The organism is Actinoplanes sp. HUAS TT8, assembly GCF_051380535.1.
In the GTDB taxonomy this organism is placed as follows: domain Bacteria; phylum Actinomycetota; class Actinomycetes; order Mycobacteriales; family Micromonosporaceae; genus Actinoplanes.
This window is the reverse complement of the sequence record NZ_CP195646.1, coordinates 7397807-7411656: the sequence shown is the minus strand read 5'-3', so window position 1 is coordinate 7411656 and position 13850 is coordinate 7397807. Positions and strand designations below refer to the sequence as shown.

Below are 13850 nucleotides of genomic sequence, written 5' to 3'. Positions count from 1 at the left end.
TTTACCGACCGTTGTCGATCTTTACGCGATGTCGAGGTGGCATGCCCGAGAACGAGTGGTCCGACCCACGACTCCCCGAACCGGTCGAGTGGGGCCAGCCGCACCACGACCCGCCGCCCGGGCGGGGACGTGCGCTGCTGGCCGCCGCGGTCGTCGTCCTGGTCCTGCTGGCCGCCGGCGGCATCGCCTGGCGCCTGATGAGCGGCCGCGGCACGACCCCGGTCGCCGACCCCAGCGCGCCCCCGCCCACCGTGCCGGCCACCGCCCTGCCCTGCCCCGAGCCGAAACTGCGGGTCGCCGCCGCGCCCGAGATCGCCCCGGTGGTCCAGGCCGCGGCCACCGGGCTCAGCCGGGACGGGCAGCGCTGCTCCGAGGTCGCGGTCCAGGCCATGGAACCGGGCGCGGTGCTCACGGCCAACCCCCAGCCGGACGTGTGGGTGCCGTCCAGCAGCGCGTGGCTGGCCGTCGCCGGGGCCAAAGGCGCCAAGTACACCGTGGACGGCGGACCGCTCGCCTGGTCGCCGCTGGTGATCGCCGGACCCGAGGCGATCAGCACCCTGTTCGCCCCGAACGGCGCGACCTCGTGGAGCGGCATGGTGCAGGGCGCGATCCAGAAACGGGTGCCCGCGGTCCGGATGTCCGACCCGACCCAGACCACGATCGGGCTGCTCAGTGTCTTCGCCCTCCAGCAGGCCACGGCCAAGGCCAACCCGGACGCCGGCATCGCCCAGCTGCAGGCGCTCACCCTGCGCAGCCGGCTGGAGAGCGCGGTGGCCGACCCGGCCGGGCTGCTCCAGCAGATGGCCGACCAGTCGGACGCGACCGCCGCGACCTATCAGGTGGGCGTCTTCCCGACGACCGAGCAGCAGTTCCTCGGCTATCAGAAGGCCGAACACGACGTACGGCTGGCCGGCGGCGCCCCGGCCGACGGGCAGGTGGACGCCGACTATCCCTACGCGGTGCGCAAGGGCGCCCCGGCCGACCTCGTCGCCGACCTGCGCAAGGCGATCACCACGGAAGCCCTGACCGACGCCGGATTCCGCTCCTCGGCCACCAAGGGCGCGCTGCGCCTGCCGGCCGACCCGGAGGCGCTGCTCGGCCCGGCCCGGCAGTGGGCCGACTACAAGTCGGTGGCCTTCCAGGTGCTGCTGCTCATCGACGCGTCCGGCTCGATGAACGAGAAGATCACCGACCGGGCCGGGCGGAGCGTGACCAAGGCGTCATTGCTGCGCGAGTCCGGAGCCACCGCCGCCCAACTGTTCAGCGACGACAGCAGCCTGGGCATGTGGTTCTTCGGCACCCCGTCGGCGAGCAGCCCGGCGCACACCGAGGCGGTGCCGTTCGGACCGATGCGGGCCGCCGCCAACGGCAAGTCGCGGCGGGATCAGCTGGCCGCGGCCATCACCAACTACCAGCCGGTGGCGAACTCGGGGACGCCGCTCTACCAGACCGTGCTGGACGGGGTGACGGCGATGCGTGATGAGGTCAAACCCAACACCGCGACCGTGGTGGTGGTGCTGACCGACGGGTCGGACGGCGGGACACGTTTCAAGATGTCCCATACGGACTTCCTGAAACGGCTGGCCGCGGTGGAGGACCCGGCGCGGCCGGTGCCGGTGATCGCGGTCGGCTTCGGGCCGGGCGCGAACCTGCCGGCGCTGCAGGGAATGGCCAAGGCGACCGGCGGGCAGGCGATCGCCGCCAAGAACCCGGCCGACCTCGCCGCCGGCATCGCCCAGGCTTTCCTGGCCGCTCACGGCCGGGCCTGATGGGGTGGTGGTTACTCCTCAACCCGCGACTTGGCGATCTGGTCGGCGGCGATGCGGGCTGAGAGGGTGACCATGGGGAGGCCACCGCCCGGGTGGGCCGAACCGCCGACCAGGAACAATCCGTCGACCGGGCCGCGATTGGCCGGGCGCAGCAGGCCGCCGGCGGTGCCGTAGATGGCGCCGCCGGGTGCGCCGGTCGCGTCGGCCAGATCGGCCGGCGTGCGGATCTCCGCGAAGAGCAGGCGATCGCGTACGTCGGCCCCGCGCGCGGCGAGCACATCGAGGACCCGATCCCGGTACGCCTCGGCCAGCCCCGGCCGCCGCCAGTCCACCCGAGCCTCGCCGGTGCCCTGGGGTGCGGCGTTGACCAGCACGAACCACGCCTCGTGGCGGTCCGGCCGGACCGCCGGATCGTCGGCCCGGGTGACGAAGACCGTCGGGTCGCCGGCCGGCCGGGCCCGCCGCCCGGGGCCGCCGAAGACCGCGTCGAACTCGGCGTCGTAGTCCCACGGGAAGAAGACGTTGTGGTGGGCCAGCTCCGGGGACTCGCCGCGCACACCGAGCAGCAGGACGAAGCCGGCCAGGCTGCGGTCGGAGAGCGCGGCCAGCCGGCGCGGCGTGGGCAGCAGATCGCGGTAGAGCGTGATCGCGTCCACGTTGGAGACGACGACGTCGGCGCGGACCTCGCGGCCGTCGCCCAGCCGGAGACCGCGCACCCTGAGGCCGCGGCGCCCGGGCGCCTTCCCGTCGCGCGGGTCGCCACGCCCGTCGCCGTCGGCGATGATCCCGGCGACCGGGGAGTGCAGCTCGATCCGCACGCCCAGGCTCTCGCCCCGGGCCCGCAGCGCCTCACCCAGCGTGATCAGGCCACCGGGCAGATACCAACCGCCGAAGGCCATTTCCGCGTACGGCACAGCGGCCAGCGCGGCCGGCGCCCGGCGGGGGTCGGCGCCGGCATAGGTGGCGTAACGGTCCAGCAGCATCCGCAGCCGCGGGTCCCGCAGGTAGCGACGGCCCAGCGCGCGCAGCGACCGCCCGGGCGCGATCGCGGCCAGGTCACGGACCCGCCAGGAGAGCCGGACGAGCGACGCGGCGGTGACCGGGCGCTGCAGCACCGACTCCCAGGACGCGTGCCAGATCCGCTCGGCGCGACGCCAGAAACGGGCCCAGTCCCGTGCGGCCTCCGGGCCCAGGGCGGCGCCGATCCGGTCCAGGAAGACCTCGTGGTCGGAGGACGAGTCGAGGACCGTGCCGCCCGGGAAGAAGTGCCGGACCAGCGGATCCAGCGGCTCGGGGCGCAGACCCAGGCCCAGGTCGTCGAAGACCTGCGGGAGGGTGAGCAGGCTCGGGCCGGTGTCGAAACGGAAACCGTCCCGCTCGAAGGCGGCCAGTTTGCCGCCGACCGCGCCCGAGCGCTCGTGGACGGTGACCCGATGCCCGGCCTCGGCCAGCCGGATCGCCGTGGCCAGCCCACCGACGCCGGCGCCGATCACCACGATCTCGCTCATGCCGTTCCCCCGCTTCCGTTCGGTCGGACCGCTCAGTCCTGCGGCGATGGTGCCTGATTTCCGGCGGCGCCGCCCGGCGGATCGGCCGGCCTGTGGACAACCGCGAGCGAACGGCCGCGCCAGGACAGACGGCCGGTGCGCCGCCTGTGGACGGAGAGAACGATCAAGTATCCGAAGAGGAGGATCGAGAGCGGGTGGGCCAGGGCGTCCGGGAACGCGCGGCCGCCGGTGGCCCGGGCGGTGATCGTGCGGCCGGTGACGCCCAGGAGGTAGGCGAGCAGCGCCGGCAGGAGGTGGATCGGGGCGAGGACGGGCGGAACGACGTACAGAAGAAGGAGAAGGACCACGACGGCGCCGGCGCCGGTGCTGGAGCCGAAGGAGGACCAGAGTGATTTGGCGTAGCCGTCGGTGAGCTCGCGCCAGGAGTCGTACATCCGGCAGGTGGCCAGGTGGGAGCCGTCGGCCAGGGCGATCCGGCCGCCGGAGCGCTTGACCGCGCGGGCCAGGGCGACGTCTTCGAGGATCTCGCCGGCGACCGCGGCGTGCCCGCCGGCGCGCTGGTATCCGGCGCGGTCCAGGACCAGCCACTGACCGCCGGCCGCGGCCAGGGACGGGCGCGGGGAGCGTTCCATCGCGCGCAACGGGAGGAAGGTGAGCCAGGACCACTGCAGCAGAGGCTGGACGAGGCGGCCGGAACCGACGATCTTCGGGTACGGGCTGAGCAGCGTCACCCCGGTCCGGCGCAACAGCTCGACCGCGCCGGCCACGGCGTCCGGCGCCAGCACCACGTCCGCGTCCACGAAGACCAGCACGTCGGCGTCGGCGGCGTGCTCGGCGAGCCGGTGGCAGGCGTGCGGCTTGCCGAGCCATCCGGGCGGCGGGGGTGTGCCGGTGTGCAGGTGGACCCGGTCGCCGGCGACCGCGCGGACCACGTCGGCGGTGCCGTCGGTGGAGCCGTCGTCCAGGACGTGGATCGTCAGGTTCGGCACGCCCTCCTGGGCGAGCAGCGACCGCAGGCACGGGGTGACCCGGCCGGCCTCGTCGCGCAGCGGGAGCAGGACCGCCACGTGTTCACCGGTGCCGGCGTCGCGGCGCGGGCGGCGCAGGAGCCCGGCGTTGACCGCGGTGTGCACGGTGAGCAGCAGCAACGGCACGAGAAGAGCCCAGGTGACGGTCATGCCGGGGTGCGCAGACGGGGGATCAGGGGGAGGACGGCCGCGCCCATGAGGACGGCACCCCAGGCCGCGGAGGCCGGGAGGGACAGGAAGACCGCGTGGGCGAGCACCGACGAAGCGTAGGTCCAGAGCCACAGCGCGAGCGCCGGCGCGTCCGACGGGAGCGGGCCCGACGCCGTGCGCCCGGCGACCGTGGCCAGGGCGGCCATCAGGAGCAGGGCGAAACCGAGCCAGCCGAGATAGTTGCCGAGCGGGATGCCGTCGACGCCGGGCAGGGCGGGCGTCGGATCGGCCCAGCGCCAGTAGTGCTCGGCGACCATCTGCGGGTCGAGGAAGACGTCCCAGGCGGCCAGGCCGGCGGCGGCGACCGCGATCCGGGCCAGGGGCCGGCGGGTGACGCGGACCGCGGCGAGCCAGGCCGGCCAGGCCATCCACGTCCAGGCCAGCGGGATGATCAGCGGCACGTCGAGCAGGCGCGGGCCGAGCCGGCCGGAGTACTCGTAGACGCCGAACGGGAAACCGGTGGCCACCCCGATCGCCTCGACCGCGAAACCACCGAGCGTGGCGGTCAGCACGAGCGCGCCGACCGCCCGCGGGCCCCGGGCCAGCAGGGCGTGGACCAGTGAGAAGACGACGCCGAGCAGCACCGTGGCGACGGTCAGGTGAGCGCGGGTGTCACCCTCGGTCAGCGGATAGCAGATCTGGACGAGAACCAGGGCCCCGAGCAGCGCCCAGGGCAGCCATCGGGCCGCACGCACCGGTCAGGCGCCGGCCAGGCCGGACGCGTCCTCGACCGGGCGCTCCACCAGCGGAAGCTCCCGGCCGAGCACGGCGAACGCCCGCTCGTCCCCGGGGAAGTAGAAGTGGCGCAGCACGTCGGAGAAGCCGTACCGCCGGTACAGCCGCCAGGCGCGGGACGCCTGCTCGTCGGCCTCCGGCGTGGAGAGCAGCACGGTCCGGCCCTTGGCCATGGCCAGCAGCGCGCGCAGCTGGCGGGCACCGACCCCGTGCCCCTGGGCGGCCGGGCGCACGTGCAGCTCGACCACCTCGAAACAGTCGGCCAGCCACTGCCGGCGCGAGTCCTCGCCGAGGGCGGACTTGACCTGGTCGTGCCACCACTGGCCGGACTGGGAGGCATACCCGTACCCGAAGCCCATCAGCCGGCCCTCGGTGGTCAGCGTCGCCACCGCCCGGAAACCGGGCCGGCGCACGTGCGAACCGATGTAACCCCGGCGGGTCTGCAGCAGCTCCTGGCGGTAGCCCATCGCCTCGCCGTAGACGCCGACCACGTCGTCGAGCCGACGCAGCAGGTCGTCCGGCTGCCACGCTACGAGCCTCATCGCTTACGTCCGCTCCCGTCCCTCGGCCCAGCCCAGAACGGACCGGTCACCGCTGATCCCGTGCACCGCGAACCGGGCGAACAACTCCTCGGCGTACCAGCGGTCGGCCGGGGTCCGGGCGATCGCCGCACGATGCTCCGGCTGACGGTACGCGAACGCGGTCAGATCCGCCGCGCCGCGCCACACGCTGACGGTGCCCTGCCAGCCGATCGGCGCCTCGCCGACCCCGAACCGGGCGAGCAGGCCGGGTGCCTCGGCGACCTCCCGGGCGACGGCCGGGACGGCCCGCCAGAACCGCAGGGCGCGGGCCGGGCGCAGGCGGGCGCGGGTCAGCGCCAGCACCATGCCGTCGTGGCGGCGGCCGGTGGGCCGGAACGGACTGCGGCCGGACCAGGTGCCCCGGCTGATCAGCGGCTCCAGGTCGACGCCGGCGTGCGCGGTGGCGATCCGGTCCCAGGCCGGAAACCGTACGGGAAAATCGCTCACCGTGATCGCCGCCCAGCGGGACAGGTCCGCATCGCCGGGCCCGAAGGTCGTGCCGGTGCCGGTGCCGAGGAACTTGCCGAACCGGACGCCCGGCCGGTGGCGGCGCGCGAAGGCCATGCGCAGCATGGCCGAGCCGACGGCACGCCGTGGCACCCGCCAGACGTGGAGGGTGACGTGATCAGGCATCCCGATCAGGTTAGCCCGGTCGCGTCCAGGCTCGCCTCCCAGAGCGCGGCGGCGAGCTCCGGGTCACGGGCGTGCGCGGCCGGGCGGGCCACGGTGCGGTCGACGTAGTAGGCGCCGTTCGTCACGTCGGGGCTGGTGGCGAGCCAGACCAGCAGCGCACCGGCGGCCTCGGGGGTGACCAGGCCGGGCGCGTACCGGTAGAAGAACCGGGTCAACCGGCCGGAGCCGAAGTTGGTGCGGACCACCCCGGGGTGGAACGAGACGCTCACCACATCCGGCCAGCGGCGGGCGGCCTCGGACGCGAACAGGATGTTGGCCGATTTGGCGGCCCCGTAGGACCGCCATTGATCATACGATTTGTACTCGTCGGTGAAGTTCGTCCCCGGCTGGCCGCGCATGTGCGCGCGAGACGCCGTGTTCACCACCCGGCCGCCGGTCAGCCGCTCCTTCAGCAGGTGGGTGAGCAGGAACGGGCCCAGATGGTTGGACTGGACGGTGGCCTCGAAACCGTCCACGGTCTCCCGCGGGCGGGCGAGGATGCCGCCGGCGTTGTTGGCCAGGACGTCGATCTGCGGGAGCTCGTCGAGCAGCTGGGCGGCCAGACGACGTACGTCGGCCAGGTTTTCGAAATCGGCCTGGAAGTGACGCGGACCGTGACCGTTTCCGGCCACCGTGACCCGCTCGACCGCCGCCGACAGGCGGTCGGGATCGCGACCGATCAATACGACCTCGTCACCGGCGGCGGCCAGCTGCTCGCCGGCGGCCAGGCCGATGCCGGAGCTGCCCCCGGTGATCACGATCGTTCGCGCCATGAACGCCTCCTGGGCTCCGGACTGTCGCACCTCTAGTGCATCCTGACATCTGCTTGAGTCGCGAGGGAGAGGGTCGATGAGCACCGAGATCAACGTTCCGGCTTCGGTGGAGCCGGTTCGCGAGCGGGTGTCGCAGCGCCCCCTGTCCCGATGGTTGCTGGCCAACCGGGTGCAGCCGGTCGGGCCGGAGTCCGAGCACGCCGAGCACGAGCAGGCCTGGTGGAAGGTGATGTGCCTGACCGGCGTGGACTACTTCTCCACGCTGTCCTACCTGCCGGCGATCGCCGCCCTGGCCGCCGGGGCGCTGTCCCCGCTGGCCACGCTGCTGATCGTGGCGCTCACCCTGCTCGGGATGCTGCCGATGTACCGGCGGGTCGCGCACGAGTCGCCGCACGGGCAGGGCTCGGTGGCCATGCTGGAGAAACTGCTGCCGTTCTGGCGCGGCAAGATCTTCGTGCTGGTGCTGCTCGGTTTCGTCTGCACCTCGTGGATCATCACGATCACGCTGTCCGCGGCCGACGCCACCGTCCACATGTCGGAGAATCCGTATCTGCCCGGGTTCATGCACGGCCACGAGGTGCTGATCACCGTCGTGCTGCTGCTGATCCTCGGCTTCGTCTTCCTGCTCGGCTTCAGCGAGGCCGTCGGCGTCGCGATCCCCCTGGTCGCGATCTTCCTGCTGCTCAACGCCGTGGTCACGATCGTCGGCCTGGTCGACGTCTTCGGCACCGCGGGCGCGCTGTCGGCCTGGACCGACCGGCTGACCGAGGGCGGCAGCGGCTTCTCGGACATCGTCGGCCCGTCCATCCTCGCCTTCCCGGCGCTGGTCCTGGGGCTCTCCGGCTTCGAGACCGGGGTCAGCATGATGCCGCTGATCAAGGCCGGGAACATGGAGGAGCGGGTCCACAACACGCGGAGACTGCTGACCACGGCCGCGGCGATCATGAGCGTCTACCTGATCGCGACCAGCTTCGTGACCACCGTCCTCATCCCGCCGGAGGCGTTCGAGCCGGGCGGCGAGGCCAACGGGCGGGCGCTGGCCTACCTGGCCCACGCGAAACTCGGCGAGGGCTTCGGCACGGTCTACGACATCAGCAGCATCCTGATCCTGTGGTTCGCCGGGGCGTCGGCGATGGCCGGCCTGATCAACATCGTGCCGCGCTACCTGCCCGGTTACGGCATGGCGCCGGAGTGGGGCCGCGCGGTCCGCCCGGTCGTGCTGGTCTACACGGTGATCAGCGTCGGCATCACGATCGCCTTCGGCGCCGACGTGAACGCGCAGGCCGGGGCGTATGCGACAGGCATCCTGGCGATGATGGTGTCCGGCTCGGTCGCGGTGACCATCTCGGCCTGGCGGGCCCGGCAGCGCGGCGCCGGTATCGGCTTCACCGCGCTCACGCTGGTGCTGCTCTACGCCCTCGGCGACAACATCATCGAGAAACCGGACGGCATCGCGATCTCCGCGGTCTTCATCGCCGGCATCATCCTGGTCTCGCTGATCTCCCGGATCACCCGGACCACCGAGCTGCGCGCCGACCGGATCGAGTTCGACGAGGCGGCCCGCCGCTTCATCGCCGACTCGATCGAGCACGACGGCGAGCTCAACGTCGTGGCCAACCAGCGGCAGTCCGGCGACGAGGAGGAGTACAACGCCAAGGAGGGCGAGCAGCGCGGCATGAACCCGGTGCCCGGCCGCGCCGACATCCTGTTCCTGGAGGTCGACGTCGTCGACCCGTCCGAGTTCAGCGACGTTCTCGAGGTGCGCGGGGTCGAGGTCGGCCGGCATCGGATCCTGCGGGTGGAGAGCCCGGCCGCGCCGAACGCGATCGCCGCCGTCCTGTTCGCGCTCCGCGACGCAACCGGCGTGCGGCCGCACTGCTACTTCGAGTGGGCCGAGGGGAGCCCGCTCGGGCACCTGTTCCGCTATCTGCTGTTCGGGCGCGGCGACACCGCCCCCGTGGTGCGGGAGATCCTTCGCCAGACCGAGCCCGATCCAGCTCGGCGGCCTGGGGTCCATGTCGGATAAAAGCCAATTATTTGGTACGGAGTGAGCTCCGCCCCGCGATCGGCCGGGACCGGCGCCGGCGTCAGTGTGCGGCGGCCCTGGTCGTGGGTTCGTGGGGTGCCGGCTCGCGGAGTGCCGGGGCCAGCAGCAGGGTGACCGCGACCGAGCCGGCGGCCAGCAGGGTGATCGTGGTCGCCGGGGAGGTCAGTTCGGCCAGCCCGCCGGCCAGCGCCGCGCACACCGCCTGCACGGTCAGCATCCCGGAACTGTGCAGGCCGAGCGCCTGGCCGCGGTTCTCGTCCGGAGTCAACTCGACCAGGCGTTCCTGCAGCAGCAGCGTGGAGCAGTAGCCGACCGCGGCGAGCACGGCGAGCGCCCCGGCGACGGCGAGCGGCGGCCGCAGGGCGAACGGCAGATACGGGACGGCCAGCAGCAGCCGCAGGTAGGGGGCCAGCCGGCGGCGCCAGACCGGCGGCAGGAACCGCCCGGCCAGCACGTCCCCGGCGAGCATGCCCAGGGCGGAACCGGCCAGCAGCAGGCCGGCCCCGGACGGGGCGAACGGCACGAACAACGCCTCGCAGCCGACGATCAGGCCGTTCGGGATCCACAGTCCGGCGTAGACCGGCCGTACGCCGGGAATCGTCCACAACTTCCGGTTGACCAGCCAGGTCGCCGCGACCGAGGGCCGGCCCGTGGCCCGCGGAGCCCGCCGGGCCAGGCCGAACCGGATCACCACGGCCGCGACCAGGTGGAACCCGGCGCCGGTGAGCAGCGTCCCGGCCGGCGACAGCACCGTCACCAGGGCGCTCCCGGCCGCGAACCCGGCGATCTGCATGACCCCGTTGGAGATGTTCAGGGCCGAACGCCCCAGCAGGTACGCGTCGGCGACCACATCGGTGAGCAGCCCGGCCCGCACCCCGCCGCTGATCGAGGCGGCCAGACCCATCGCCGCCAGCACCGCGAACATCCCGCCGAGCGGCAGCCCGGGCAGCGCCAGCAGCGCGGTCAGGGCGGCCGTGAGCAGGGCCAGCCCGGTCGCCGCACCCCGCGGAGGCCAGCGGTCGGCCGCGGAGAGGAACAGGGTCGCGCCGGCCATCTGGGCCAGGGACGGGCCGAACATGCTGATCGCCGCGAGGAACGGCGAACCGGTGCGGGCGTACACGCCGGTGGCCAGGGCCAGGCCGATCACCGTGGCCGCGGCACTCTGCAAGCAGGTGGCGGCGAAGATCGGGGTGAACTCGGGCGTGCGGAACAACTGGCCGTAGGTGCGCATGGCCGTCAGTCTTCGGGCCGCCCTCCGGCGACGGTTAATGTTTCGGGCAGCGGCGAAAGGTGGTGGCCCGTGGGCTGGTGGCAGATCAATGCCGACACGCTCGCGACCAGCCGTTTCGTGCTCTCCCCGCTGGCCGAGACGACCGCCGGGCTGATGCGGCTGCGCTGGGACACGGCCGAGTTCCCGACCGACCGGGAATGGCTGCGCGCCCACCGGCCCGGCTACCTGGAACGGCTCGCCGCCGACCCGGTCACCGCGGAACTGGTCGAGGCGGCGCTGCGGCCGCACTGGATCGCCGACTTCGTCGCGCCGCCACCCGAGGAGGTCGAGCAGCCGTTCGAGGACGAGGTGGCGGTGGTCCGGAACACACCGCCCGGCCAGGCCCGGCGCAACCTCGCGGACGGACTGGGCGGACGCCTGCCGGACACGCTCGACCGGGACGACCTCGGCGCGCGGATGGCCGAGCTGCTGACCTGGATCTGGCGTACCGGGATCGCACCGGACTGGCCCCGGCGCCGCCGCCTCCTGGAGGCCGACGTGCTGGCCCGGACCCGGCAGCTGAGCCTGGGCGGCTGGCGGGCCGCGCTGGACCGGATGCGCGACGGGATGCGCTGGCTGGGCGAGGGCCGGCTGCAGATCAACGCGCTCGACTACCCGCCGCGGGACATCTCCGGGGCGCAACTGCTCTTCGTGCCGAACACGCTGGGCCGCGGCTGGGTGTCCTGGCTGGAGCCGGCGCCGTCGCGGTACGCGCTGATGTACCGGGCCGCCGGAATCCTGGCCGATCCCGGGCCGGTGGCCGGCACGGTGCCCGGGGCGCTCGGGCGGCTGCTCGGGGCGGGCCGGGCCCGGGTCCTGACCGAGCTCGCGCAGCCGAAGAGCACCAGCCAGCTGGTGGCGATCACCGGGCTGGCGCTGGGGTCGGTCGGAGGACATCTGCGAGTGCTCCTGGAAGCGGGCCTGGTGACCCGGCGGCGGGCCGGGCGCAGCGTGCTCTACCTGCGCACCTCCGCGGGTGAGGCGGTTGTCCGAGCCGCGGCCGGCTGACTTCTTCCTGCGCCTTCGCGCCTTTTCCCGTACGTCTTGATGGTTTTTTATTGGTTTTTGTGGCTTTTGGTGATTCTTGGAGATGAGGCTTCCGCCGCAGTCGATCATCTGTTCGAAAAGGGGGCGGTGCGGCGCTGTTTTTGTCGGGGGTGGGTGTTAGTCTCTGCTGTAGTTAGAACGGATGTTCGAAAGGGTGTTCGTTCTGGCCCTCGGGAGCGTGTTTCGCGGCGCGTCTCCCGGGAGCGGCGCCGCGAAGCGTCGTGTGCGTGGTCCGAGCATTCGCGGGTTCGGGCCGTGCGACAAGGCAGGCCGCCGCTCGCTGCCCCCGACCCCCGGTGGCGGGCGGCGGACCCGCCGGTGTGGCCGGCCGGGTGTGGTGTGGGGAAGCTTCACATCCGGCCGGTCTGCCGCCGGGGCTCCCACTGCCCGTGGAGCCCCGGCACCCCGGCCTCAGGGTTGTGGTCCGTTGCGTCTTCCTCCGCAGCGGTCCGGTTCGGCCAGTACGTCGGATGCGGAACAGGCGAGGAGAGAAGACCATGGCTAGCACCGCGGCCACCGGCCTGACGCCGGTTCCCGGGCCCGCTTCGGCCCGGGCTGACGCGCCCACGGTCCCGGCGCACATGCTGCCCCATCGGACACCGGCCCAGCTGCTGGCGATCGCCCGGCAAGGCCTGTCCGAGGCAGCACACACGACCCCCGACGGTCTGCGGTATGCGGCGGCGCATCTGGCCGCCCTGCGCGCGGCCGCCGCGCTGCTCGCCGCCCGGGCCCGCCCGGCCGCACCCGGGCGGCGCACCCGAGCCACAAGTGTCTGGTCCCTGCTGGTCATGGTCGCGCCCGAGTTCGGCGAGTGGGCGGGATATTTCGCGCTCGGCGCCGGCAAACGGGCGGCGGCCGAGGCCGGCATCCCGCACGTGGTCAGCGCCCGAGAGGCGGATGACCTGCTGCGGGCGGCGGAACAGTTCGTGACGGTGGTGGAGTCCTCGCTCGGGGTCTCCTACCAGCCGCCGCTGGCCGCCTGAGCAGCCGGAGCATCGCTCGTGGACCCGCCCGCCCCTGAATCGCAAGCCTGGCCTGCCGGTTGGAGCCGTCGGGGTTGAGTCGTCGAGTTCGGTGGTCGGCGGGTGGTGCCGCGGGCCGGTAGCGCCTGGCCAGACACTGCCGGTCCGCCGCATCATCCGCCGGCCCTCCCGCGGCCGGGGTGTGCGGCTCGGTCTTCCCGCAACCGGGCCGGTGATCCGGCCGGAGTGTGCGGCCCGGCCCTCCTGCGGCCGGGTGTGCGGTCCGGCCCTCCCGCGGCCGGGTCGGTGAGCCGGTCTTCCCTCGCCTGGTGGGTCTGCTGCGGGGTCGCCGCGGTTTGAGGAACACACGGGGAACAGAGCGGGGCACGACGATGGCAGGGCGCATGATCAGCGGGACGGCGGCCCTCGCGGGGCTGGTTCGCCCCGCGAGCGAGACGGATGAGCCGGGCGCGCACCGGATGCTTCCGGTCGTGGCCGAACTGGGCAACCTTCTGCCCGGCGGCGGGCTGCGGCGAGGAAGCACGGTGGCGGTGACCGGTGGCCGGGCCGCGTCCGCCGGCGGCGGGACGTCCCTGATGCTGGCGTTGCTCGCGGCCGCGTCCCGGGCCGGTTCGTGGTGCGCGGTCGTCGGACTGCCCACGCTGGGCGCGCTCGCCGCGGCGGAGACCGGTATCGCGCTGGAACGGCTGGCGCTGGTTCCCGAACCGGGACCGGAATGGCCGACCGTGGTCGCGGCCCTGATCGACGGCGTGGACGTGGTGGTCACGGCCGTTCCCGGATCGATCTCCGGAACGGTCGTGAGCCGGCTCGCGGCCCGGGCCCGGCAGCGGGGCAGCGTACTGATGCCGTTCGGCGCCTGGTCCGGCGCGGACGTGACCCTGCAGGTCAGCCGCGGTCAGTGGGAAGGTCTCGGGGACGGCTGGGGTCGCCTGCGGCGCCGCGAGGTCACCGTGACCGCCAACGGGCGGGGTGCGGCGGCGCGTCCCCGTGAGCTCACGCTCTGGATGCCGGGCCTGACGTCCCGCCCGGACACGGTCGCGGCCTGGGACGACGGTCCCGAATCGCGGCCCGACATCCCCGCGATCCCGCCGCGCACGGACGACCGGTCGCTCCACGCCGTGCCTGCTGCCGCCGAGGGCGCTGCTTCGCCGATCTCGGAGGGCTGTCAACTTCGTCCCGTCCCGTCGCCGGGCGGGGAGAACACGCGGCGGCAAAAGGGCAGAGGGA

The 13850-nt window shown here is 73.3% G+C and carries 10 protein-coding genes and 2 pseudogenes; 5 read left to right on the top strand and 7 right to left on the bottom strand.

What is annotated here, in order from left to right; translation table 11 throughout:
• The first annotated feature begins 41 nt into the window (after positions 1 to 41).
• Entirely contained in the window at positions 42 to 1769 is a 1728-nt protein-coding gene (locus ACSHV8_RS32655) for a substrate-binding domain-containing protein (RefSeq protein WP_436522044.1), read from the top strand.
• Between the two features lie 11 nt (positions 1770 to 1780).
• On the opposite strand, the gene ACSHV8_RS32650 is transcribed toward ACSHV8_RS32655, so the two are convergent.
• The 6 genes and pseudogenes from ACSHV8_RS32650 to ACSHV8_RS32625 form a co-directional block, all read right to left on the bottom strand.
• Positions 1781 to 3277 carry a phytoene desaturase family protein gene (locus ACSHV8_RS32650; RefSeq protein WP_436522042.1) on the bottom strand — a complete coding sequence of 499 codons (1497 nt, stop codon included), beginning with the start codon at positions 3275 to 3277 and terminating at the stop codon, positions 1781 to 1783.
• A gap of 101 nt (positions 3278 to 3378) precedes the next feature.
• Positions 3379 to 4455: pseudogene (locus tag ACSHV8_RS32645) on the bottom strand (glycosyltransferase); the annotation flags it as partial.
• Entirely contained in the window at positions 4452 to 5210 is a 759-nt protein-coding gene (locus ACSHV8_RS32640; RefSeq protein WP_436522040.1) for a carotenoid biosynthesis protein, read from the bottom strand. The gene ACSHV8_RS32640 and the pseudogene ACSHV8_RS32645, both read right to left, overlap by 4 nt.
• 3 nt (positions 5211 to 5213) lie before the next feature.
• On the bottom strand, positions 5214 to 5792 hold the full coding sequence (locus ACSHV8_RS32635) for a GNAT family N-acetyltransferase (RefSeq protein ID WP_436522038.1): 579 nt from the start codon (positions 5790 to 5792) through the stop codon (positions 5214 to 5216).
• A 3-nt stretch (positions 5793 to 5795) separates the two neighbouring features.
• A complete protein-coding gene (locus ACSHV8_RS32630; protein WP_436537000.1) occupies positions 5796 to 6506 on the bottom strand; it encodes a monooxygenase in 711 nt (236 codons plus the stop codon).
• Entirely contained in the window at positions 6470 to 7276 is an 807-nt protein-coding gene (locus ACSHV8_RS32625) for an SDR family NAD(P)-dependent oxidoreductase (RefSeq protein ID WP_436522036.1), read from the bottom strand. Before ACSHV8_RS32625 ends, ACSHV8_RS32630 begins: the two co-directional genes overlap by 37 nt.
• A gap of 76 nt (positions 7277 to 7352) precedes the next feature.
• On the opposite strand from ACSHV8_RS32625, the gene ACSHV8_RS32620 reads away from it, so the two are divergent.
• Entirely contained in the window at positions 7353 to 9302 is a 1950-nt protein-coding gene (locus ACSHV8_RS32620; protein WP_436522034.1) for an amino acid transporter, read from the top strand.
• 61 nt (positions 9303 to 9363) lie between these two features.
• Here the strand turns inward: ACSHV8_RS32620 and ACSHV8_RS32615 are convergent, their stop codons facing one another.
• On the bottom strand, positions 9364 to 10554 hold the full coding sequence (locus tag ACSHV8_RS32615; protein ID WP_436522032.1) for an MFS transporter: 1191 nt from the start codon (positions 10552 to 10554) through the stop codon (positions 9364 to 9366).
• A gap of 69 nt (positions 10555 to 10623) precedes the next feature.
• Here ACSHV8_RS32615 and ACSHV8_RS32610 point away from each other — a divergent pair, with 69 nt between their 5' ends.
• The 3 genes and pseudogenes from ACSHV8_RS32610 to ACSHV8_RS32600 all read left to right on the top strand — a co-directional run.
• Complete coding sequence (locus tag ACSHV8_RS32610) at positions 10624 to 11601, top strand: ArsR/SmtB family transcription factor (RefSeq protein WP_436522030.1); 978 nt, start codon at positions 10624 to 10626, stop codon at positions 11599 to 11601.
• 536 nt (positions 11602 to 12137) lie between these two features.
• Positions 12138 to 12623 carry an SAV_6107 family HEPN domain-containing protein gene (locus ACSHV8_RS32605; protein WP_436522028.1) on the top strand — a complete coding sequence of 162 codons (486 nt, stop codon included), beginning with the start codon at positions 12138 to 12140 and terminating at the stop codon, positions 12621 to 12623.
• Positions 12624 to 12994: 371 nt separating this feature from the next.
• A pseudogene (locus ACSHV8_RS32600) lies at positions 12995 to 13723 on the top strand (hypothetical protein); the annotation flags it as partial.
• Between the last annotated feature and the right edge of the window lie 127 nt (positions 13724 to 13850).